The 23,797-nt window shown below is 62.0% G+C and carries 11 protein-coding genes and 4 pseudogenes; 2 read left to right on the top strand and 13 right to left on the bottom strand.

Going from position 1 to position 23,797, the window contains the following annotated elements:
• The first annotated feature begins 85 nt into the window (after positions 1-85).
• Positions 86-4,957, top strand: a complete 4,872-nt coding sequence (locus AB4O25_RS03605) for a hypothetical protein (protein WP_460150500.1) — start codon at positions 86-88, stop codon at positions 4,955-4,957.
• Between the two features lie 68 nt (positions 4,958-5,025).
• Here AB4O25_RS03605 and AB4O25_RS03600 read toward each other — a convergent pair.
• Both AB4O25_RS03600 and AB4O25_RS03595 read right to left on the bottom strand, forming a co-directional pair.
• Positions 5,026-7,402, bottom strand: a pseudogene (locus AB4O25_RS03600) (efflux RND transporter permease subunit).
• A 15-nt stretch (positions 7,403-7,417) separates the two neighbouring features.
• Positions 7,418-8,458 carry a WD40/YVTN/BNR-like repeat-containing protein gene (locus tag AB4O25_RS03595; RefSeq protein WP_017527944.1) on the bottom strand — a complete coding sequence of 347 codons (1,041 nt, stop codon included), beginning with the start codon at positions 8,456-8,458 and terminating at the stop codon, positions 7,418-7,420.
• Positions 8,459-8,775: 317 nt separating this feature from the next.
• Between AB4O25_RS03595 and AB4O25_RS03590 the strand changes: the two genes are divergently transcribed.
• Complete coding sequence (locus AB4O25_RS03590) at positions 8,776-9,891, top strand: Gfo/Idh/MocA family protein (RefSeq protein WP_065878400.1); 1,116 nt, start codon at positions 8,776-8,778, stop codon at positions 9,889-9,891.
• 133 nt (positions 9,892-10,024) lie between these two features.
• On the opposite strand, the pseudogene AB4O25_RS03585 reads toward AB4O25_RS03590, so the two are convergent.
• The 11 genes and pseudogenes from AB4O25_RS03585 to AB4O25_RS03535 all read right to left on the bottom strand — a co-directional run bounded on the left by AB4O25_RS03585 (position 10,025) and on the right by AB4O25_RS03535 (position 23,659).
• Positions 10,025-11,729 (bottom strand): annotated as a pseudogene (locus tag AB4O25_RS03585) (AMP-binding protein).
• Between the two features lie 33 nt (positions 11,730-11,762).
• Entirely contained in the window at positions 11,763-13,061 is a 1,299-nt protein-coding gene (locus AB4O25_RS03580) for an acetyl-CoA C-acetyltransferase (protein WP_460150498.1), read from the bottom strand.
• Positions 13,058-13,948, bottom strand: coding sequence for a MaoC/PaaZ C-terminal domain-containing protein (locus tag AB4O25_RS03575; RefSeq protein ID WP_065878395.1), 891 nt, complete (start codon positions 13,946-13,948; stop codon positions 13,058-13,060). The genes AB4O25_RS03580 and AB4O25_RS03575 overlap by 4 nt, the downstream gene beginning before the upstream one ends.
• A gap of 4 nt (positions 13,949-13,952) precedes the next feature.
• Positions 13,953-15,298, bottom strand: a pseudogene (locus tag AB4O25_RS03570) (3-oxoacyl-ACP reductase).
• 138 nt (positions 15,299-15,436) lie between these two features.
• Positions 15,437-17,973, bottom strand: a pseudogene (locus tag AB4O25_RS03565) (acyl-CoA dehydrogenase).
• Positions 17,974-18,254: 281 nt separating this feature from the next.
• The gene (locus AB4O25_RS03560; protein WP_017527951.1) at positions 18,255-19,694 is read right to left on the bottom strand and encodes an outer membrane protein transport protein; all 1,440 of its coding nucleotides are present in this window, start codon (positions 19,692-19,694) and stop codon (positions 18,255-18,257) included.
• A gap of 126 nt (positions 19,695-19,820) precedes the next feature.
• Positions 19,821-20,348, bottom strand: coding sequence for an alkane oxidation protein activator PraB (gene praB / locus AB4O25_RS03555; RefSeq protein WP_017527952.1), 528 nt, complete (start codon positions 20,346-20,348; stop codon positions 19,821-19,823).
• 134 nt (positions 20,349-20,482) lie between these two features.
• The gene (gene praA, locus AB4O25_RS03550) at positions 20,483-20,977 is read right to left on the bottom strand and encodes an alkane oxidation protein activator PraA (protein WP_017527953.1); all 495 of its coding nucleotides are present in this window, start codon (positions 20,975-20,977) and stop codon (positions 20,483-20,485) included.
• A 111-nt stretch (positions 20,978-21,088) separates the two neighbouring features.
• Positions 21,089-22,369: an alkane 1-monooxygenase gene (locus AB4O25_RS03545; protein WP_460150496.1), complete on the bottom strand. Its 1,281-nt coding sequence runs from the start codon at positions 22,367-22,369 to the stop codon at positions 21,089-21,091.
• A 301-nt stretch (positions 22,370-22,670) separates the two neighbouring features.
• On the bottom strand, positions 22,671-22,937 hold the full coding sequence (locus AB4O25_RS03540; protein ID WP_460150494.1) for an alpha/beta fold hydrolase: 267 nt from the start codon (positions 22,935-22,937) through the stop codon (positions 22,671-22,673).
• Positions 22,913-23,659 carry an alpha/beta fold hydrolase gene (locus AB4O25_RS03535; RefSeq protein ID WP_460150492.1) on the bottom strand — a complete coding sequence of 249 codons (747 nt, stop codon included), beginning with the start codon at positions 23,657-23,659 and terminating at the stop codon, positions 22,913-22,915. Before AB4O25_RS03535 ends, AB4O25_RS03540 begins: the two co-directional genes overlap by 25 nt.
• Positions 23,660-23,797: the final 138 nt, after the last annotated feature.

Raw genomic sequence — 23,797 nt, 5'->3', positions numbered from 1 at the left:
GAACAGCGGTAGCAGGCTAACACCTGGGTGGTCCAGCGGGCCTTAACGTACACAGGCATCCCTTCTCTCTCGTAAAGGAATACCTGTGACTGACAACCCTGTGAAATCCGCCGTTGAAGCCCAATTTGCCACGCGCCCCAGCTTACGCTCGGTGGTCGAGCGCCTGCTGGCCGACAACCTCAAGGAGAAATACCCACCGTTGACGTTGCCCGTCACGTCGCTGCGCCTGGCGCTGCCCCGTGACGGCGGCGGGCGTGGCCTGACACCGCTGCTCAGCGCCGCGCTGGACTACCTCGCCACGCAACGCCTGCCTGACCTGGCGTCACACAGCGGCCTCGATGCCTACCTGAGTGACGCCACCGGCACCCGCCTCACCTTCGAGTCCAACGGGCCACGCAGCTACGACCTGACGGTGATCAGCGCGCTCATCCGCGAACTGCCGCTGATCCTGGCGGTGGGTTTTCAAGACGCCCTGACCGCCTACTGGAACCAACCCAGCGACGCAGACGGCAGCCGCTGGCAGTGGTTGGCCGCTGTGCTGCAGGGGCGGCTGCGCACCTCGGCGATCCGCCAAACAGGCAGCGATGCCCACGCACTGCAACGCCTTATACACCTGGCCGACTACCCCGCGCGGGAAACCCGTAACCGGCACACCGGCCCGCTGGCTTCGCTGCATGCCTACAGCGTGGAGACCCGGCTGGCGCATGGCGACACCCGCGTGACGCTGCAATCGAGCGATATTGTGCTGGTCGACGGCGAGCAGGTGTGGCTGTGCAGCCTGCAAGGCCGGATCGACAGCTTCGCCAGCCTGGACGCCTTCGGCGAAGCCTGGGGCCGGCGCATGGCGCAGCAGTACGTCGCCGACAGCCTGACCTGGCACCTGTACGAGCCCGACGGCAATATTTTTGAAGTGCAGGCCGCGCTGATCCTCAACGAACACCTGGACAACCTCGCGGCCATCGACTTGAGCGTCGTCACGCCCCTTAACGAGCTTGAGCAGGTGTTCCATAGCCTCACCGACCCCGCCGCACAACTTGACCCTCCAGCCGACACGCCGCCCCAGTCCCTGGCAACCCTGCGTACCGCCCTGCCCGGCTGGTTGCAGCACGCATCGGCCGGCGCGCGCTTTGCCTACCGCCAATGCCTGCTTGAACAAGCCAGCGCCCGGCGCGTGCATGCGGGTAAAACCTGGCTGGACGGCCTGCACAGTATCCGCAGCTATGCCACGCAACATCTGAACAACCAGCTGTGCCTGGCGCGCAATGCCTGGCTGACGGGCCAGCGCACCTGCGAATCCGGCGTCTCGATTTACCAGGCCGACAACCTGCAACTGAGCTTCGCCGTGCCGGTAGGTAGCCTCGGCAGCGGCTACATCGAGCCCGTGCGCATGAGCCTGGTGGACCTGGCCTTGAACAACCTGTCGGGCAAGCCCCAAGGCCGCATGACCGTGCGCAGTACCGACGGCCAGGCGATTGAAGCGTGGTTGACGCCGGACGTGGTGGCGCAACTGGTGCAACGGGTCGACGTCGGCCGCAATTACCCCAACTATATTCGCCGCGAACTGCTGGGCGACACCGACGCGGCACAGCAGCGTAAACGCCTGTTCATCGCCCAGCGCCCGCTTCAACTGAAAAGCCAGGCGCTGGAACACGCGACAAAGCGCGAAGCGGGTTTGACCCCCAAAGGCTTCGAGTATGCCGCCGCCGTGGTCGGCGCCAGCCACGCCGAGCGATATGTCGATGACAACGAGATCGTCATGCGCCCGCTGGCCTTTGCGCGTAAACCCGGCGCCACGGCGGACGTGGTGCAACACATGTTCATCATCGAACCCCGTAACGGGCTGTCCGGGCCGCACCTGCTGTATCGCCCGGCCTATGCCCAAGCGTTGATGGAGTTCAGCAGCCGCGAGCAGTTGCTGGCGGCCATCGTGCAACCGGGCGAGTTGCAGGACAGTGTGCTGGCCTGGCTGGCCGACAGCGCACGCGCCATGTACAGCAACGGCGGCTTCACGCAACCGCATTACGTGCGCATCGGCGGCATCGGCGCGGAATTCGACCCGCTGCCCGCCGTGCCGAAACCGGCAAAACTGGCCGACCCCTTCGATGAAAGCAACGACGAAATCCTGCAGTCGCTGACCAATGGCCAATTGATGGAATACCTGTTTACCAGCGAGGCGCGCCAATTGCTGGAGCAGGCTGACCGCGAGTCGACCTCCAATGCCGAAAGCCGCTGGAAGCTGATCCTGGAAGGCGCGCAGTTGGGCTTCAACACCTTGTTTATGTTGGTACGCGGGCCCTTGGCGGCAGCGGGCTGGCTGTTGCAACTGGCGCAGGGCCTGGCCCAGGATCTGCCGGCCTTGGCCAGCAATGACCCGATCGCCCGGGAACTGGCCTGGGTCGACTTGCTGCTGAACACCGCAATGGTGCTGGTCCATCAGGTCACCTCCACCTCTGCATCGCCGCGCCCGATCATCGATGAGCACGCTCACCAACGGGCCCTTGCCCGGCTGCCGTTGAGACGCACGCCAGGCGAAGCCTCCCCAGCCCTGCCGACGGTCAAACGTGGGGCCTTCGGCCTGCCCGCCGAACCACCGGGCGGCGGTCATACGCTGCTCGATTTTGACCGTTCGCTGGCCAGCGATGCAGCAGCGGCGCGCTTGTTGGAAAAGCTGCTTGAAGTCAAGGTCGCCTGGCCCACACCTGTGCCGGAGCCCGTCAGCCTTGGCGCGCTCAAGGGCCTGTACAAAATTGACGGGCATTGGCATGCCTCGGTGGGCGGCCTGCTCTTTCAGGTCAACGTGGTTCCGGGGTTTGGCGAGGTGTTCATCGTTCATCCGCAAAAACCCGCGCATCCAGGGATCAAACTCAAGACCGACGGGCGCGGCCACTGGACCTTGGATCGCGGCCTCAAACTCGAAGGCGGCGGGCCGAAACGCATCGCCGCCCTACGCGAGGCAAACCGGCGCAAGACCCAGGAACTGGTGGATCGCATGCAAGCGTTGAGCCTTGAAATAACGCCCAGGATGCACACCTACCTCGAGTCCCAGGCGCGCATGAACAGCGCCTATAAGGCCCTGAAAAAACAAGCCGACACACTGCGCCTGGTGTGGACGCTGCTGCAAAACGCCAGCGAGGCACAGCAGCCGGCCTTGCAGGCGCGACACCTGCGCGAGATGCAGGACTACGCCAAGCGCCGGGGCCACTACGACATTCTGCTCGACGCCCTGCAAACCCAATTCGACCAATCACTGCCCTCACGCCTGGAACTGGTTCAGGTCGGCCAATCCCTGGAAAAAGTCGCAGGCGCCGCCGGCAACGTGCAAGACCGGGCCAAAGTGCTGAAGACCATCGGCGAACAACAGATGGCCCTGCACTTCTATCAGGTCGAGTGGGCGCGCAACCTGCAAATGACCGATCGCGGCGAATCCATGCTGGCCCTGAGCGAACGCATGGTGATCGACAACCTGTGGGGCGATAACACCGCGTTTGAGCAATACGTGGCTCAATCGATCAGCCTGGCGGACGCCATCGAGCGTATGGCCGAGTCCACGCGCAAGATAGAAACCACCCTGGATCAACTGGAGCAGGACTCAGCCGCGGGTCGCGCCATGCGTCAGCAACTGCTCGCACAAATCACCAACCCTCAGGAGTTTTTCCCTGACAGCTTGAAGCTGCGGGCGTTGATCCCCCTCATCAAGGCCAGCGTTGAGATCGGCAGAATGCTGCCGGCGCAGGAGGCCTTTTATGTCGAGCGCCTGAAGCCCGGTGCCTTGATCCAGGCGCTGTTTTCACACATCGAAGTGCGCAGCAGCGCGGACTACCCACTGGAAGACCAGCGCGGCGTGTACGAGACCGTCCTCGACAACTACCGCGAATACGAAAGTGCGATCCAGGCGCTTAAACTCATCAACCCCAACCGCCTCAAACCCGCCAGCGCGCGGTTGCTTGAAGGTCTTCACTACGCACGCACCTTGGCGCAAAACGAGCTGGACGCGGTGGTGCGCAAACAGGAACAGCTGGAGGTGCAACTGCCGCTGTCCAAAACCCTGCGGCCCAAGGCAGCCACCAAGCGCGTGTTCAAAACCGCCGGCAAGCAATACCTCATCGGCGAATTCCAGCCGGCCGATGCTCAGGTCAAAGTCGAACGCTACACCATCAGCGATGCGCTCTCCGGCACCACCGTCACCACGTTCGAACAGCGCCCGGACGGCTGGACCGACGTGCGCGAACCGCAACCTACCGCCGCGCCGCCGGTTGCACCGGCCCGCGAGTTGGCCACGCTCAAAACCCTCGGACAGGCGTTGATCAACGGGCGCGCCGCGATCGAACGCGTCATTGCGGCCCAACAACAAGCCCTCGAATCACCGAGTACCCGGCAAACCGTCAACCCCGGCGACTGGGATGCCCTGCTCAATAGCCAGGCCGCCCAACTCACGGCGCTCGCCGATGAAGTGGCGCGCGAGCATCTGGACAAACCCACGGCCAACGACCTGATCGATGACTTCAAGGCCAATGCCAGGGACATGCAGCGCATGGCGCAACGGGTATGCAGCGCGGCCTACAAACGGCAATGGCCGACGCAGGAGAGCCTGGATTATTTATGGCGCCAGGGTGAGATCGACATCAACCTGACAAGCCCGGCCGACCCGCAACGGCCCACCCTCAGTGGAGATTTTTTCACCGAGTACGCGGTGTATGACAAAACCCCCAAACCGCCGACGGTGCTGTGGTATGCGCATTTCCACTACGCCACCGCCGACGCGGCGCCGGCGGACTACACGCGGGCGCATCTGAAACTGGCCGAGCAGCGCAAATACACGCAGAAGGATCTGCTCAAAGCTCACGTACAGGCGGCGTTGCCGGGCACCGAGCCGGTGCGCCAGATTCTTTACGTGCTGATCACGCCCCCCGTGGACCAGTTGTTCCTGGCGATTGCGCCACGCAGCGGCCCGCGCTGATCGCGGCGCCAAACAAAACGCCCGACGGTCAAGGTCGGGCGTTGCATTTCAACGGCGTCGCGGCCGCGTCAGTGGGCAAACAACGAATTGCCCTTCTGGCCCGCGAGTTTCTCGGGTTTGATCAGGAACCGCGCCAGTGCCGGCAGCAGCCACAGCGCGCCGAACATGTTCCACAACAGCATGAAGGTCAGCATCAGGCCCATGTCGGCCTGGAACTTGATCGCCGAGAAGATCCAGGTGCACACGCCGATGGCCAGGCACAGGCCGGTGAACAGCACGGCTTTACCGGTGGACTTGAGCGTCTGGTAATAGGCTTCCTGCAACGGCAGGCCCGCACGCAAAAAGCTTTCCAGGCGGCTGTAGATGTAGATGCCGTAGTCCACGCCGATGCCCACGCCCAACGCCACCACCGGCAAGGTCGCGACCTTGACGCCGATGCCCATGAACGCCATCAGCGCGTTGCCCAGCACCGAGGTCAGCACCAACGGCAGCACGATGCACAGGGTCGCGGCCCAGGAGCGGAAGGTGATCATGCACATGGTCGCCACGCACAGATACACCAGAATCAGAATGGTCAGCTCCGACTCTTTGATCACTTCATTGGTGGCCGCTTCGATGCCGGCATTACCGGCGGCGAGGATGAATTCCAGGCCGTCCTTGTTGTTCTCCCTGGCGAACGCCTGCACCGCATGCACCGCGCGGTCGAGGGTTTCGGCCTTGTGGTCGTTGAGGAACACCAGCACCGGCGCCAGCGAGCAATTGTTGTTGTACAGGCCATCGGCACGCGCGATGGAGTTGTTCAACACATCCGGGTTGCGCGACAGGGTTTCCCATTTCAGGTTGCCTTCGTTCATGCCCTTGATCATCTGCTTGGACACCGTCACCAGCGAGATCGCCGACTGCACGCCCTCGGTGTTCTGCATCTTCCACATCAACTGGTCGATGGGCGCCATGGCTTCATAGCGCGAGCAGCCTTCGGCCTTGGTCTTGACCATCACCACCAGCACGTCGGAGCTGGTGGAGTAGTTGCTGATGATGAAGTTGTTGTCTTTGTTGTAACGCGAGTCCGGGCGCAGTTCCGGTGCGCCTTGGTCGAGGTCGCCGATCTTCAGGTTCTGGCTGTACCAGAGGCCGCCGCCAAAGGCGACCAGCGCCAGCAGGATCGAAACCGGTGCCACTTTGGCGCTGGCGAACCTGGACAGCAGGCGCCAGAACGGATGGTCACGGTGCGCGTCCTTTTTGCTCCTGGCAATGGCGCGGTGGCTGATGCCGGCATAGGAAATCGCCACCGGCAGCAGGATCAGGTTGGTAAACACGATCACCGCCACGCCGATGGACGCGCCGATGGCCAGTTCGCGGATCACGCCGATGTCGATGATCAGCAGGGTAATGAAGCCCACCGCATCCGCCAGGATCGCGATCATCCCCGGCAGGAACAGTTGCCGGAAGGTGCGCCGTGCGGCGGTGAGTGCGTTGTCTGCCTCGCTCGATTGCAGGGCGATGCCGTTGATCTTCTGCACGCCGTGGGAAATACCAATGGCGAAGATCAAAAACGGCACCAGCATCGAGTACGGGTCGAGCCCGAAGCCGAAGAAATGCATCAGCCCGAGTTGCCAGACCACCGCCACCAGCGTTGTGCTCAACACCGCGACGGTGCTGCGCAGGCAGTTGGTAAACCACAGCAACAGCACCAGGGTGATGACAAACGCGATGCCGAAGAACAACACCACCATCACCAGGCCGTCGATCAGGTCGCCGACCTTCTTGGCGAAGCCGACGATGTGGATCTTGACGTTGGGGTTCTGCGCTTCGAACTTGTCGCGGATCTTGTCTTCGAGCTCATGGGAGAACTTGCGGTAGTCCAGGGCCAGCAACTTGCCCTGGTCCTGCGGGTCCGGGTAGGCCTCCAGCAGCGGAATGTCGACGATGCTCGACTTGAAATCGTTGGCCACCAGGCGCCCGACCTGGCCGGACTTGAGTACGTTGTTGCGCAGTTGGTCGAGGCTTTGCGGCGAGCCGTTGTAGCTTTGCGGGATGACTTCGCCGCCGGCAAAACCTTCTTCGGTCACTTCGGTCCAGCGTACGCTGGGGCTCCACAGCGACTTGAGGCCCGAGCGGTCGACGCCGGAGATGTAGAACACCTCGTCGTTGATCTGGCGCAGGGTCTCCATGTAGTCCTTGGTAAAGATGTCGCCGTCCTTGGCCTCCACCGAAATGCGCACCGTGTTGCCCAGGTTGGCCAGGTCGTTGCGGTGTTCCATCATCTTTTCGATGAAGGGGTGCTTGAGGGGGATCATCTTTTCAAAGCTGGTGGAGGGGCGAATCAGGGTTGCCTGCCAGAACAGGAACACGCTCACCAGCACGCGAGATCGCGATGACTGCCGGGCGGTTGTTGAAGATCAGGCGCTCAAGAAAGGTCGCTTTATCGTTGTGATGACTGCTCATTCTTTGCCCGCCTTCTTATTGTTTTGTCGGTTCAGCGCCGGCTGGCGTGGCCACACGAACGCCACCCTGCCCGACCAGAATCAAGTTGCCGTTGCCGGCTGCCGTGACCGCCGACAGTGAAATACGGTCCGGGCGATTGAACACGCTGAACGTTTGGCCGTCATCGTGGCTGACCACCACGCTGCCGCCGTTGCCGACCACCACGATGGAGCCATCGTCCAGCAAGGTCGCGCCCGACAGGCCGAACTCCAGGGCACCGCGCGCGGCGTTCAATGGGACCTGCTCCCAGGTGCCGCCGAAATCGGTGGACCGGTACAGGTTGCCACGCAGGCCATAGGCCAACAGTGTCTGCGCTTGCGCGGTGCCGATGACGCCAAACAGCGAGCCCTCGTAGGGGCCTTCGAGCTTTTCCCAGGTCTGGCCGTCGTCGCTGGAGCGGAACATGCTGCCCTGCTCGCCGACGATAAACAGGCCGGCGTCCTTGATGGAGGCGATGGCGTTGAGGTGATATTGGTCTTCGTTGTCGAGGCGGTCGCTGACGTCGGCCCAGGTCTTGCCGCCGTCGGTGGTTTCGATCAGCGCACCGTAGGCGCCTACGGCCAGGCCGTGATTGGCGTCGTTGAACCACACATCGAGCAACGGCGCTTCGCGCTTGAGGTCCTGGTATTGCTGGGTCCAGGTGGCGCCGCCGTCAGTGCTGGCGAGGACTTGCGCATCGTGGCCCACGGCCCAGCCGTGTTGGTCATCGACAAAAAACACAGCGGTGAGCAACTGCCGGGTCGGCACTTTGGCCTGGGCCCACGTGGCGCCCTGGTCATCGGAATAGAGGATATGCCCGCGATCACCGACCGCCACCAGGCGCTTGCCGGCCTGCACCACGTCGATCATCAGGCCTTTGGCGGCCTTGGGGGATTCAATCGCAAACACTGCGCCGGCCGGGGTATCGCCGGCGGCGTGGACGGCGGTCGGCAACGCGACGGCTCCAAACAGCGAGAGCGCTGTGACCAGCAACGCGACCTTGCGTGCGGCGCGTGGGCGGCAAACAACCCAACCCATGACAGGCTCACTCATAGACCTTTCTCCCATTTATTATTGTTAGGTCTTGTCTTTGCTTGCCTTGCCGGGCGCTGAAACCTGCAATCTAGAGCGCCGGAACGAAGCAGGGGCCATCCTATCGGGCTTTGGAATCGTCTGACAATCAGCGCTACGTTATCTTTTGTTAACTGGCGGCTTTTGGCCATGTGGTGAATATAGCTGCATTCGCCAGGCTGATTGTCGGCAGGGAAATGAATTTTTATTCCATCTATTGAATTCAGGGAATTTTTATTCCATTAATGCACGCTCTGAAAACAATAATCCAAAGGACCACGGCAATGCGTGAACTCGGAATCGGCTTGATCGGCACAGGCTTCATGGGCCGAGCCCATGCCTTGGCATTCAACAACGCGCGGGCGGTCTTTGAACTGCCGGTACACCTCAAACTGGCCGCGCTTGCCGATGCCGACACCGAACGCGCCCAACGCTGCGCCACCGCCTGGGGCTTTGCCCGGGCCCATGGCGACTGGCAAGCGCTGATCGACGACCCCAAGGTCGATGTGGTGGCCATCACCACGCCCAATCACCTGCACTACCCCATGGCCATGGCCGCGATAGCTGCCGGCAAAGCGGTGTATTGCGAAAAACCCCTGGCCGTGAGCCTCGAACAGGCCGACGCCATGCGCCGCGCCGCGACCGCCGCCGGCGTGGTGACACGGGTGGGTTACAACTACCAGCACAACCCCATGATCACGTTGGCGCGGCAGCTGATTGCCGATGGCGAGCTGGGCGACATCATCAGCTTCCAGGGCGAGTTCAGCGAAGACTTTATGGCCGACCCGGCCTCACCCTGGTCATGGCGCTGTGAAGTGGCGCACGCCGGCGGTGCGTTGGCGGACCTGGGCAGCCACTTGCTGTCGATGGCGCGTTATCTGGTGGGCGACGTGGTCAGCGTGTGCGCCGATACCCACACCGTGCACGCCCAGCGCCCGGCCACAAAAGGCAGCCACGACCTCAAGGCCATTGCCGTGGACGACCAAGTGCATGCGCTGCTGCGTTTCGCCAACGGCGCGCGCGGCACCGTGAGCAGCAGTTGGCTCAAGCACGGCTACAAAAACCACCTGAGTTTTGAGATCAGCGGGACCAAAGGCACGTTGGCCTTCGATCAGGAATGCTTGAATGAACTGCGCCTGTACCGTCTCGGCCAGGACGGTTTCCAGCGCGTGCTGGCCGGCCCCGCCCTGCCCGGTTACGCCGCGTTCAGCCCAGCGGCGGGGCATCAGTTGGGCTACAACGAACTCAAGACACTGGAGGTGCAGGAACTGATCATGGCGCTGGCGGGCCAAGGCGCGGATGGCACTGACTTTGAGGCGGCATGGGAAGTGGAGCGGCTGGCGACGGCCATTCGCGTGGCGGCCCAGGAAGAACGCTGGGTCAAGGTGAACTCGGTCTGAAACACAGCGCAACCCCCCTGTGAGAGGGGGGCTTGCTCCCGATGGGGGAGTGTCAGTTGATGAATCTGTTGCTGACCCACTGCCATCGGGAGCAAGCCCCCTCCCACATTTGGATCACCTGCATGCGGTTACATCAGCGCAAGGCTCGGCGCAGTACTTTGCCCACGGTGGTCTTGGGCAATTCTGTGGTGCGAAACTCCACATACTTGGGCACCTTGTAGCCGGTGAGGTATTCCCGGCAGTGGGCGAGGATCTGCTCCTGGGTCAGGTTCGGGTCTTTGCGCACCACGATGATCTTCACCTTCTCCCCCGTCACGCCATCCTCTACCCCAATCGCCGCCACTTCGCCTACACCGGGGTGCAACGCCACCACGTCTTCGATTTCATTGGGGTACACGTTGAAGCCCGAGACCAGGATCATGTCTTTCTTGCGGTCCACCAGGCGGATGTACCCACGCGCGTCCATCACGCCAATGTCGCCGGTCGACAACCACCCCTCGGCATCCAACACTTCGGCGGTGGCCTCCGGGCGTTGCCAGTAGCCTTGCATCACCTGCGGGCCGCGCACTTGCAGTTCGCCCTGCTCGCCAATGTCGGCCAGCTCGCCGTCTTCACGCATAAACCGCACCCAGGTCGACGGCAGCGGCACGCCGATGCTGCCGGTGAAGTCCATCTCGCGCATGCGTGAGATATCGATAGGGCTGATGCTCACCACCGGCGAGCACTCGAGTGAGGCCATAGCCTTCGATGATCGGCAGCCCGGTGACCTCCTTCCAGCGCTTGGCCACCGCTGTGTGGGTGGCCATGCCGCCGGCGATCACCATGCGCAGGTCGGAAAAATCCCGCGCACAGAACGCTTTGTTCTCAAGCAAACCGTTGAACAAGGTATTGACCCCGGCAATGCCGTTGAAGCGCTCCTTGCGCAGGATCATCTGCACCCGTTTCACGTCCCGGGGGTTGGCGATCAGGATGTTGCGCCCGCCCAGGCACATGAACATCAGGCAATTCACTGTCAGCGAAAAGATGTGGTACAGCGGCAGCAAAGTGACGTTGGTTTCCTGCTTGCCCTGGTCCAGTTGATCGCCGACCCAGGCCTTGGCTTGCAGCAGGTTGGCGATGATATTGCGGTGGCTGAGCATCACGCCCTTGGCGTCGCCCGTGGTGCCGCCGGTGTACTGCAGGAAGGCCAGGTCATCAAGAGCCAGGCTCACCGGCAGGTGATTGAGCGCCCGCCCCTGCTTCAAGGTGTGGTTGAAGCGCACTGAACCCGGCAGATTGAACGCCGGCACCTGCTTTTGCACCCGGCGCAGGATGAAGTTCATCGCCGCGCCCTTGAAGGCGCCGAGCAAATCGCCGATGGCCGCCACCACCACGCGCTTGACGCTGCTGCCGACGATGACTTTTCCCAGGGTATGGGCGAAGTTTTCGAAGATCACGACGGTTTCGGCGCCGCTGTCCTTGAGCAGGTGCTTGAGCTCATGGGCGGTGTACAGCGGGTTGACGTTAACCACCACCGCGCCGGCCAGGATCGTGCCCAACAGGCAGATCGGGTATTGCAGGCAGTTGGGCATCATCAACGCCACGCGGTCACCCGGCTTGACGCCCTGGCCCTGCAGCCAGGCAGCGAACGCGATGCCATGGACCTGCCAATCGGCGTAGGTCATTTCGGTGCCGATACTGACGTAGGCCACGCGCTCGCGGAATTTCTCCAGGTGTTCCAGGAACACTTCGCGCAACGAGGGGTAATCCTCGATAGCCGCATCGATGTCTGCCGGGACGCCGGGCAGGTAAGCGTTCAACCACACCCGTTCGGTGTGTTCCAGGCTGATAGCGTTCATGGCAGTCTCCTTGTTGTTGTTTTTGGGTTGGCGCTATTTTTCGACGATGGCGGTAATGCCCAGCCCGCCCGCCGCGCAGATCGAGATCAACCCGCGCCCCCCACCGTTTTCATGGATGATCTTGGCCAGCGCCGCCAATTGCCGGCCACCGGTGGCGGCGAACGGATGGCCGCAGCCGAGCGAGCCACCGTTGACGTTCATTTTGGCGCGGTCAATGCTGCCCAGCGGTGCATCCAGGCCCAGGCGCTCGCGGCAGTAGTCAGCGTCTTCCCAGGCCTTGAGGGTACACAGCACCTGGGCGGCGAAGGCCTCATGTATCTCGAAGAAATCAAAGTCGGCAAAGCTCAGGCCCTCGCGCTTGAGCATGCGCGGCACGGCGTAGGCCGGGGCCATCAGCAGGCCTTCGCTGCCATCGACGAAATTCACCGCCGCCGTCTCGCCGGTACGCAGGTAGGCCAGCACCGGCCAACCATTGGCGGCCGCCCATTCCTCACTGGCCAGCAGCACCACCGAGGCGCCGTCGGTGAGCGGCGTGGAATTGCCCGCCGTCAGGGTGCCGTTCTGCCGGTCGTAGGCGGGTGCCAACCCGGCGAGTTTTTCCAGGCTGGCATCGGCGCGCAGGTTGTTGTCGCGAGCCAGGCCACGATGGGGGCTGATCAAGTCGTCGAAAAACCCGCGTTTGTAGGCGGCGTCCAGGCGCTGATGGCTGGTGAGGGTCAGTTCATCCTGAGCCAGGCGCTTGATCTGCCAGCGCTGGGCCATGGCTTCGCAGTGCTCGCCCATGGACAAGCCGGTGCGCGGCTCACCGTTGCGCGGTAACAGTGGCTTGAACAACATCGACGGACACACCTTGAGCAACGCCTTCAATTTGTCGCCCATGCCCTTGGCGCGATTGGCCGCGAGCAAGGTGTGGCGCAGGGATTCGTTGATGCCGATGGGCGCATCCGAGGTGGTGTCGGCGCCCCCGGCGATGCCCACGTCGATCTGGCCCAGGGCGATTTTATTCGCCACCAGCAACGCCGCTTCAAGGCCGGTGCCACAGGCCTGTTGCACATCGTAGGCCGGGGTATCAGGCGACAGCGTGGTCGACAGCAGCGATTCGCGTGCCAGGTTGAAGTCCCGTGAATGCTTGATCACCGCGCCGGCGGCAAACTCACCCAGGCGCTGGCCGTGCAGGTTGTAGCGATCCACCAGGCCTTGCAGCGCGGCCACCAGCAGATCCTGGTTGCTGTCGTGGGCATAGACGGTATTGGAGCGCGCAAAGGGGATGCGGTTGCCGCCGATAATCGCCACGCGGCGGGTCGCGGCCGGATTGAAGCTGTAGTCACTCATTTAACGCTCTCTTTCCAAATGAACAGCCCACGCATATGGGGTTTGTCGCCGGCAAAATTACGCACCTCGAACTCACGGCGCGGGCCGCACGAGGGGTGGTTCCACAGGGCGACCTGGCCGGGCAGGAAGATCGGCAGCTTGAAGTCGCAATGGGCCTCGGCCTGGTCCAGCCCACCCGGCGGTTGCTGGGCGGCAAGGGCGCGGCCCAGGGTCCACATGCCGTGGGCGATGGCACGGCGAAAGCCAAAGATCTTCGCGCCGATCACTGAAGTGTGAATCGGGTTGAAATCCCCGCAGACGTGGGCAAAACGCCGGCCCAGATCGGCCGGCAACACCCAACGCTGGGTGCGTAGCAGGCCGTCTTCCTGCAACGCCAACCCATCGTCCCAGGGCTCGCCGATGGGGTCTTTGACGTCGCGGCGCAGGTACAGGCTGTCGCTCTCCCACACCAGGGCGCCCGCGCCATAGGCCCGGGTGGCAATGCTTAACGCCTGGCCCTTGGGATGGGCGACCCAGCGTGCGCAGTACACCTCCAGGCGCAGCACCTGGCCCGCCTGCAAGCGCTGGTGCTGACGAATACGGTTGGCCAGGTGCACCATGCCGCTGGCCGGGTACGGAAAGCTCGGGCGCGTGAGCAACATCAGGTGCAGCGCGAACGCCAGCACATGCGGATACGACAGCGGCACGCCCTGCTCGGGCCGGAAACCGCAGGCACGCCCATAGGCGGCGATGTCGGCCGCGTGCAGCTCCACCGCCGGACGCACCAGGCGCTCCTTGGGCAGCGCCGGCATGCCGTCGGGCTTGGGCTTGCGCAGCGCGCGCGCGCCGTCCAGCAGCAGGCGCGTGCGTGAGGGTGGCGGGTCAATAATCTGCGTTACGTAGTCCATGAGGTCAGGCTCCCAACAGGCTTTGGCCGCACACCCGCACCACCTGGCCATTGACCCCGCCCGAGGCCGGGTGCGCGAGCCAGGCGATGGTTTCGGCCACATCGATCGGCTGGCCGCCCTGGCTCATCGAGTTCATGCGCCGCCCCGCTTCGCGGATCATCAGCGGGATCTTCGCGGTCATCTGGGTCTCGATAAACCCCGGCGCCACGGCGTTGACCGTGACCTGTTGCACCGCTGCGCGCGGCGCCAGGCCCTGCACCAGGCCGATCACACCGGCCTTGGAGGTGGCGTAATTGCTTTGCCCGAGGTTGCCGGCAATAGCGCAAATCGACGACACGCCACGATGCGCCCGCCGGGGTTCACGCCCTGGTTTTGCAGCAGTGCATGGCTCAGTTGCAATGGCGCCTCCAGGTTGACCGCCAGCACACTGCGCCAGGCCGCTTCGGGCATTTTGGCGATGGTCTTGTCGCGGGTGATGCCAGCGTTGTGCACCACCACATCGAACGCACCGTATTGGCTGACATGGGCCAGCAACCGTTCAGCGGCATCCGCTGCGGTGATATCCAGCGGCAGCGCCGAACCGCCGACGCTGGCGGCAGCCTGTTGCAGGGCGTCCTGGGCCTGGGGCACATCCACACACACCACATGGGCACCGTCGCGCGCCAATACCTGGGCGATGGCCAGGCCGATGCCACGGGACGCACCGGTGACCAACGCACGCCGACCCGCGAAGGGGGCGTCCCGGTTGACGGCGTAGTGGTCGTCCACGGTTTTATCCACGCGCACCACTTGCCCCGACACGTAGGCCGAGCGGCGCGACAGGAAGAAACGCAGGCTGCTCTGCAACGCGTCTTCGCTACCTGGCGCTACCATAAAGCAACTGCACGGTGATCGCCCGGCGCAGTTCCTTGGCCAGCGAGCGCACCAGGCCTTCAAGGGCGCGTTGGGCGATGGCCTGGGCCAGGTCCTGGCAGTGTTCGGCGCGGTGCCGAGTACCACCCACGCGGGCGTGCTGGCCGAGGCGTTTGGCGTTGGCGTGAAAGAACCCATAGAGGCTCGTCCAGCTGTTGCACGTCGCGGATGCCCGTGGCATCAAACACGGCGCCCTGCACCTTGACCGTGGACGGCGCCTGCAGCGTCGCCGGGGTGGCGGCCACTGTGTCGGTGGCGCTGAAGACACGCTGCACCTGATCAACCAGGCGCCCTGCCCCGGCGATGATCACCGGGTTGGCCAAGGCTGGCTGGCCGCAGCGATAGCGCTGCAACGGCAAGGGTTGCGGCAAGCCGATAGCCTGGGCCGAGGCGATGGCCCCAGGGGGAATTGACGAATGAAAGGTAGTTGTCACTCATAAACACAAATCCTGCCTTGTAAACCCAGTCAAATGTGGGAGGGGCTTGCTCCCGATGGCGGTGGGTCAGCTACCCATCAGTTGGCTGAAGCACCGCCATCGGGAGCAAGCCCCCTACCACACTGGCCGCGTTACCGATCTAATTTACCGAGGCGTTTCGCGCCCTGGCTGGTACGCCGCTTGGCCGCCGGTTCCGAGCGCTTGTTTGCGTTGCTGCAAGGCTTCCAGCAACCCGAAGTCCTGCGCGCAAGTCGTCCACCTGGATCGCGTGGTCGGCGTATTCCACGTAGCGCGCCAGTAACGCTTCCTCGTCATCACTGATCAGGTCCAGCGCCCGCGCCTTGACGCGCCAGGCGGTAAACGCCGTGGTGGAGATCGGCAACGGTTCGATCAGGCCCTGCTTGATGGCGGGCTTGAGCCGGGCGTCGATCAGCTCGACTTGCGGCAACAAACGCAAGCCCAGCTCGCCGTAAGCCAATTTGTCGATTTCCGGGCGTGGGATGTAGGAATCGGCCAACAACCGGTCGCGGGTTTCGCCCGGTGTCTGCACCACATCGGCCACCTGCGCCAGCAACCGATCCGAGGGTTTGCGCAACGGGATGCCGAACGGGAATGTCAGGCCGCGCACCACGCCGGCGGCAATGTTGGAGGGGTAGTTCTCGAGCACTTCGGCGAGGGGCTTCGTGGGCGCGCAGGCAAGGCATCCTGCGCCGACCAATGCACCAGCGGCAGGTCGGCCTGGGGTCGGCCATCATCCTCAAATCGCTTGAGCACGCAGGACAGGATGTACAGCTGCGACAGCATGTCGCCCAGGCGCCCGGTGATACTTTCCTTGCGCTTGAGCGCACCGCCCAGCACGCCCATGGAAATATCCGAGATCAACGCCAGCACCACCGACAGCCGATTGGCCTGGCGGTAGTAGGACGCCAGCGCCGGGTCGGTCTTGGCCGGGGCGGAAATCAGCCGCCCGCCGGTCAGCGCATGTACCGCCGCGCGCACGGTGTTGGCCAGTACGAAGCTCACATGGCCGAACATCGCGCTGTCGAAATCCTCCAGCGCCTTGCGCCGGTCGAGGTTGCGCGCCGCTTCCATCTCGCGGAACACATACGGATGGCGGCGAATCAGGCCCTGGCCAAAGATGATCAGGCAGCGCGTCATGATATTCGCGCCTTCCACCGTGATAGCGATGGGGCTTTGCTGGTAGGCCCGGGCCAGGAAGTTGTTGGGCCCCATGCAGATGCCTTTGCCGGCCACGATGTCCATGCCGTCGATTGACGATGATCCGCGCGCGCTCGGTGACGTGGTACTTGGCGATGGCCGAAATCACCGACGGTTTTTCACCGGCATCCAGGGATGCCACCGAGACCTTGCGCACCGCATCGCAGGCATACAGATGCCCGGCCATGCGCGCCAGTGGCGCTTGTACGCCTTCGAACTTGCCGATGGGCAGGCCGAACTGTTTACGCATCGCCGCATAGGCCGTGGTACCGCGCACGGCGACCTTGCCCAGGCCGACGTTGGCCGACGGCAAGGAAATCGCGCGACCGGCGGCCAGGCACTCCCATCAGCATCGCCAGCCATTGCCGACCTGTTCGCGGCCGCCGATCACCCATTCCAGCGGGATAAACACGTCCTTGCCGGTGGTCGGGCCGTTCTGGAACACCGCGTTGAGTGGCCAGTGGCGACGGCCGCTGTTCACGCCGGGGTGGAGGTCGGGATCAGGGCGCAGGTAATACCGAGGGAGCCCGGCGCGCCGAGCAAACCGTCCGGGTCTTCGGCGCGAAATGCCAGGCCAAGCACGGTAGCAATGGGGCCGAGGGTGATGTAGCGCTTGTCCCAGGTCACACGGAAACCCAGTACTTGCTCACCCTCGTGGGTGCCTTTACACACGATGCCCAAATCGGGAATCGCCCCGGCGTCGAACCGGCATATGGGCTGGTCCAGGGCAAAGCAGGGGATGTCTTCGCCACGGGCCAGGCGCGGCAGGTAGTAACTGCGCTGGGCGTCGGATGCCGCTGTCAGTGCAACAGCAGCTCGGCCGGGCCCAGGGAGTTGGGGACCATCACCGAAATCGCCGCCGCCGAGCAGCGGGTCGACAGCTTCATCACCACCATCGCGAGTGCGCATAGTGAGAGAAGCCTTTGCCCCCGTATTGCTTGGGAATGATCATGCCCAGGAAGCCCGCGTCCTTGGTGTACTGCCAGCACTCAGGAGACATGTCCTGCCAAATCTGCGTGGTTTCCCAATCGTTGGCGATGTCGCACAGGGTTTCCACTTCGTTGTCGAGGAAGGCTTGCTCCTCGGCGCTGAGCTTAGCCGGCGCGGCGTGCAGCAAGCGCTGCCAGTCGGGTTTGCCGCTGAATAACTCGGCGTCCCACCACACGGTGCCGGACTCGATAGCCGCACGCTCAGTGTCGGACATTGCCGGCATGATCGTACGAAACAGGCCCAGGGCCTTGCTGGTTAACAAGGCGCGGCGCAGGGTTTGATTGTCATCAGCAACGCGGGCGCGATCACCAGCAATGCCGCGACGCCAGCACCAACACCCACCACCACGTTAAACACGTAACCCAGCGCCAGCCAGATTACGCCAGCGCCCAACCACAAGGTCGCGGCAGCTTGTCGATACGCCAGGGCAATCGCAGCCGCGAAACCCACCAATAACCAGATAACCATGGGGATACCTCTACTTGATTCAGGGTATGGCTTAAGTGCGGCAGGTCGGATGAGCTGCGGCGTAAAACCACACTACAAACTTGAGAAAGCAAATTCAAATTTTGTTTTGAAATTTTTATTTAATACGTGGACGAAAAAACAGCGGCTGATCGGGTCAGCTCAATAGGTTGATTGAACAAGAAAATCGAAACGGGTCGCGTGGGCAACCCGTCGATGCTTCACCCAGATGCACGCCAACAGCGAGATGCGCTAACTGTTGGCGTCTCACGGATGTCGCCGGATCAAAACTCGTAAGTGGCCGATACGCTAACCACATCACCACGCGCCTCTGACTTGCCGTCCAGGCTGGCGCCACCAAGGCGATCGACGTTTTTGGTCCTCAACTTGACGGTCTCCACAAACTGGTGGGAATAAGCGCCGTCGACACTCAAGCCTGGAATTGCGCTGACTTTGTAACCAAAGCCAAGGGACACGAAGGTGCGGTCGCCATCAGGAATACGCGGATCACGGGTGGAGTCCGGCGTAGGCGTCTGGTCGAAAGAAACACCGCCACGCACTGTGAAGTCATCGGTCAGTTTGTAGTCAGTACCGTACGAGAACTGCCAGGCATCTTTGTAGCGATAAGGTATCGACACAATGGTGCTTCCCTCGGATTTAAGGGTCAGCGCCTTGAACGTTGACCAGTCTGTCCAGGTGGCACTAAAGCCGATACCCCAGCGATCATTGATTTGGTGCACCCAATCGAAGGATGCGTTGGCCGGAATATCCAGTTGCGTGGAAGCATTCGCGCCATCGGGGTAAAGATGAAGGCCCGGGTAAGCCATCTCTACGAGGGTTTTTCCGTCGACCACAGGCGTGGTCATCAGTAACCGAGATTGTTCGTCGGCGTAGATGTTGTATTTACCCTCTAACTTGTTCTTTATTTTCGCGTGGTAGTTCAGGCCCAGGGTGTCTTGAGCCGTCGGCTTCCAGGCAATCCCGGCGAACCAGCCCAAGGATGTATTGTCGACTTTGACACGCATCAACGAGAAGCCTTGACCCGCTGCGAAGGGGGTAAAACCGAAGTCTGCGGATTGTGCCGCTGCGGCAAACAAATCGACGTTCTGGCTTACAAAGCCGGACGTATGCTGAAGAATTGCACCGCCCCCAATGGAAAATTCGTCTGTCACTTTAAACGACAGCGAACCGGTCACTCCGACCGTTTCGATCTTGGTATCGACCGCGAAGTCCCTGCCTTTCCAGTCACTGTCATAGCTTGTCCTCGCCCCCATCGGCACCACTTGGCTGAGGCCGAAGGCCAAGCGATCGTTAATAGGCATGACCATGAAGCCGGTAGGCACCCATGCCTCAAAACCCGCCTGTCCGCCGTCTCCCGTGCGTGTGTTATAGATCGCGTTAAAGTCAGGATCCAAGACCGTGGACGAAGTGGGTCGCCCCGAATAGTCGTACGCGCTGCCCTTGTACTTGATGTCGATATTTGCGTAGTTGAGCGTGAACTGAGAGATGTTCTTGTCGATAAATGCCATTGCTGCCGGATTGTTATAGGCCGCTGACGGGTCGTTTTTAAACAACGACCCCCCGCCAAAGGCACGGCCCCAACCGGCGGCGTTGGTAGTAGGCGTCATGTATGCCCCCGCCTGGGCAGAGCCGGCAGCAACCATCAACCCACCGAGCAATGCCAGCCCCAGGAAGGTTTGCGCCTGTGGTTTTTTATTATTCATGCTCCACTCCTTTGTTGTTTTTATGCAGCACCAACAGGTCGACCCCGATGGTTTGTCTCAACAGGTGCCTCTTGCGAGACACCTGTCTTTACGTGGGTGATCAGCCCAACGAGCGCGGTAGAACGCTTAAGGAACGATCTGCAGCAGCGGCGTGGTGGTCACAGTGACACTCAGACTTTGCAGAGTGCAGGACGAACCCAGCGGCTGACTGGTCGGGCTGCTGGTCAGCGCGCCAGTGCTATTGTTGTAGGCCACCGTGACGGTCGATGGACCGCAGTTAGAAGCGGGGTACAACACAGAGGCCGGAATGGTGTAGCCAACGTTGGTCACATTCCCGGCGCCCGCAGTACCACTCAGGCTGGTGGCAGTCAGTGTCCACGGCACACCGGTGATCTTAGGCAGTTTGCACAAGCTGTTAGAGCCGGAGACGGTGACATTGGTGATACTCGCAACCCCCACCGTATTCACAGAACCATCAAACTTCACGTCACACGTGATGGGCAGTTGAAAAGAGGATGGCGACTTCACCGTTAGCGATCCGGAGGCGGAGAAATTACTGCTGACGGGAGCGATACTGACGGCGTTCGCCATGGAAGCCGCACCCATGCAAACAGTCAAAGCAGTCAACGACACGAGAGTTTTCAAACTTTTCATTGTTGTTCCTCACATGTAATGGCGAGTCATTCGCCAGGGGGTAATGGCCATGAACGAGGAGGTCACGTTGAAACTGCAGAACTTCCCTTTCCAGCCAAATTTCAATTCAATGAGCGCTGTACACCTGAAGCGCGTTATTCAACAACTTTGAAGTTCGGTGGCATCTTGATCGACACCGTCTTGATCTTGCAGTCTTCGCCGATCGGGACATTGCTGGCTTCCAGCTTGCCGGTGGCGTTATCCCACGTACCCTCGGCGGTCGAAGGACCGCATTTGCCCCCCAGGCCGAAGGCGTGCACATCCACGCTGATCTTCGACATCGAGCCGCTTTTTGTGTCTTTGGCAACCAGTACCCACGGTAAGTTGATGGCCTCGACCCGGCTGCACTTGAGGCCGCCGTCGAACTCGACTTTGTCGACATTGACCGAGGAGCCATCAGCCGCAACGTTGCCGGCCACCTTGATGGTGCAATCGGCGCTGATCAGCTTGCCCTTTGAAAAACTGATGGGGCCCTGGGCCGTGAAGGCGCTGCCGGCCGGTTCGATGCGTGCGGCCTGGGCCTGGTGATAGGCAATGAGGCCCAGTGCGGCCAACAGCACATGGGCGGTGAACTTGGCAGGTGCTTGCATGGTGTACGTCCTTCCCTTTAATTATTGTTGTTCGGGTCAAACCACTTTCTCGGGGCGATAACTACCCGCGCGGCGATTAAGCCCCGAGTACACATATAACGTGCAACGTGTTTAGAACGGCTTGGCGTTGCCGCTGTATTTCTCCAGATACTTCAAACGCTGGGACGGCTGAAGATTGGTCAACCTGATATCCCCGGCGTAATGATTAAGCACCCGATGGTCCATGCGCCTGCGCCACAAGTACGGCACATAAGCCCAGACAATCATGCTCGCGTAACCGTACGGAAGTTGCGGCGATTCATCGAAGTGGCGCAACGACTGGTAACTACGGGTCGGGTTGGCATGGTGGTCGGAGTGCCGTTGCAATTGGAACAGAAAGATATTGGTGACAATCCGGTTACTGTTCCAGGAATGCCGAGGCGAACAACGCTCGTAACGACCATTGGGCAACTTCTGGCGTTTAAGGCCGTAGTGTTCGACGTAGTTCACCACTTCCAACAGCGAGAACCCGTAGATGCCCTGGATAAGCAAAAACGGAATCACCGCCGCCCCCAGCCAGGCAATCATCGCGCCCCACAGCACTATGCTGTACATCCAGGCACTGAGCACACCGTTCTTCCAGTGCCAGGCCGGCAGGCCGAGTTTGCGCAGGCGTTCGCGCTCCAGGTTCCACGCCGAGTGGGCGCTGAACCACACCGAACGCGGCAGGAATGCCCAGAAACTTTCGCCAAGGCGCGAGCTGGCAGGGTCTTCCGGGGTGGCAACACGCACGTGATGACCGCGGTTATGTTCGGTGTAGAAGTGCCCATAGAACGTCGGCGCCAGCGTGACCTTGGCCAGGAACACTTCCAGTGCGTTGGGCTTGTGCCCCAGCTCATGGGCGGTGTTGATGGCAATACCGGTGGCCGCACCGGTCGACATGGCCATGCCCAGGTAGGTAAACCCACTGGGCGTGCCATGTAGCTGGGTGCGGGCGGTAATGTAGCTCGCCACGTGGGAGAGCCAACTGGACAGGTCGAGGCTGGCGGTAGCCTGCACCAGGCCACCCTGCATGATCCACTCTATGCCGCCGGCGGCCAGCCAACCGGTGATGATCACCGAACTGATCACCAACAGCACGCCGGTGTAGACGATCCAGCGGTAGTAACGTTGGGATTCAAGGTGGCTGACGGCGGATTCGGGCGGGTTGCTCACGTCTTCACCGAGCAGGCCGTCGATCAGCGGGATGAGGCCGAAGATCACCAATACGCCGACCCACCACAGCTGCTGGATACCGGTGGAGATGGCCAGGGCCCCGGAGAGTAATGGCGTGGCCAGAGGCATGATGCCCAGCCACCACAGATGGCGCTTGCCATCGGCCCATACGCTTGGCGCTGCCAGAGTCTGGTTCATGGCAGCCTCCGCACGCTGGCAACAGGCAGGAAAAACAGGTTCAGGGAGTACTGGGTACTCCGGGAAATCAACCATGCGATAAAAGACGTTTTTTTCATTTTTATTCGCTCTTAGGCACTGCAAAAAATCATTTCAAAATAAATATTGAAATATTTTTTTAAATAAATAACGCGGAATCGTTAGGTCGTCAACTACTTTTTCAAGGCCTTTTTACGATGACCGACCAGTCTCTTTTTCAGCGCTTTGGTCAGGTCTCTAGGGCAAGCATTTCGGACCGTACAACCCGCCATGAAGGCCGAGATTATTTGTTCACCAACGCAAAAGGCGCGTGCAGCAGCTTGGCGTTTTGCGGCGGCTTCGCGCGTTTGGCCACCTGCAGCACCGTCTCGACCACACGCGCCGTGGCGGTGATCGGCAACATATGGCCGCGCCCTTCCACCAGCTGCAGCTTGAGGCCCGGCACCTTATCGGCGAGCGCCTGCCCGTGCTTGCGAAAGTCCAATACCTTGTCGCGTGCGCCATAGATCAGGCCGATGGGCAAGCTCAGTTGCGCATAGCGCTTGACCATGTCCGGCAGGTGATCGTTGACCAGGGCGATTTCGCTGGAGGCTGCGTAAAAGTTGCCTGGGCGCATGCCCAGCAGCCCGCCGCCGCGAGTGGCGAAATCAGCAGGGCCGGGTCGGGCGCGAATACGCCCTTGACCACCGCGCCTCGGGTCAACAGCCCGATGGGCACCGTGAGGGTGTGGGCCACCCAGCGCCGCAGCCAGGCCGGGCGCACCGCCAGCGACCAGAACACCGGTGGCAAGGTCGGTTGGGGATGGGTCAGCGGCGCCACCAGCACCAGGCCCGACACCGACTCGCGATGGTCAAGGGCCAGCGCCAGGGAAATCGCGCCACCGAGTGAATGCCCTAGCACCAGCGGTTTATCCAGGCCCAACCTGTCGATAAACGCCGCCACCTGCCGTGCCTGGGCCGGCAGGTCTGCCGCCGTGCCTTTATGGCGAGTTGAATAACCCGAGCCCGGACGGTCGAGAGTGATCACCCGAAAATGCTCACGCAACTGGCCGGACAAGGCATAGGTCAGGTTGCGACTGCTGCCCATCAACCCATGGATCATCACCAGCGGCGGGCCCTTGCCCTCTTCAACATAATGAAAGCGCTCGCCATCGACCTCCACGTAGCGCCCGTCGCTTGGAACGGCCGCTTCAATGCGCCGTGTCATCCAGGCACTCAACGCCCACAACACCGCACTTGCACCCGCCGCAGCGGCAACCCACTCCACAGCCATAGCTCGGTCCTCTGCATCCCTGCCGCTGGCGACCTGACCGGAATTGATCGAGACCGCAGCCACCGCGCGCGCCCTGGATTCGGATCTCGTTCCAGCTGAGCGCGTCCGTCGGACAAGTCGCACATTCGGAACAAGAAC

Source organism: Pseudomonas sp. S3_A03 (assembly GCF_054668275.1).
Note: the sequence above shows the minus strand (reverse complement) of the source record. Positions and strands in the feature narration are given on the sequence as shown.

Bases quoted from the DNA above. Each gene is read 5' to 3' on its own strand.
- AB4O25_RS03590 (WP_065878400.1), top strand. From the start codon at position 8,776: ATGCGTGAACTCGGAATCGGCTTGATCGGCACAGGCTTCATGGGCCGA.
- AB4O25_RS03545 (WP_460150496.1), bottom strand. From the start codon at position 22,369: ATGAACCAGACTCTGGCAGCGCCAAGCGTATGGGCCGATGGCAAGCGC.
- praB (WP_017527952.1), bottom strand. From the start codon at position 20,348: ATGAAAAGTTTGAAAACTCTCGTGTCGTTGACTGCTTTGACTGTTTGC.
- AB4O25_RS03560 (WP_017527951.1), bottom strand. From the start codon at position 19,694: ATGAATAATAAAAAACCACAGGCGCAAACCTTCCTGGGGCTGGCATTG.
- AB4O25_RS03595 (WP_017527944.1), bottom strand. From the start codon at position 8,458: ATGGGTTGGGTTGTTTGCCGCCCACGCGCCGCACGCAAGGTCGCGTTG.
- AB4O25_RS03535 (WP_460150492.1), bottom strand. From the start codon at position 23,659: ATGGCTGTGGAGTGGGTTGCCGCTGCGGCGGGTGCAAGTGCGGTGTTG.
- AB4O25_RS03540 (WP_460150494.1), bottom strand. From the start codon at position 22,937: ATGGTCAAGCGCTATGCGCAACTGAGCTTGCCCATCGGCCTGATCTAT.
- praA (WP_017527953.1), bottom strand. From the start codon at position 20,977: ATGCAAGCACCTGCCAAGTTCACCGCCCATGTGCTGTTGGCCGCACTG.
- AB4O25_RS03575 (WP_065878395.1), bottom strand. From the start codon at position 13,948: ATGGACTACGTAACGCAGATTATTGACCCGCCACCCTCACGCACGCGC.
- AB4O25_RS03580 (WP_460150498.1), bottom strand. From the start codon at position 13,061: ATGAGTGACTACAGCTTCAATCCGGCCGCGACCCGCCGCGTGGCGATT.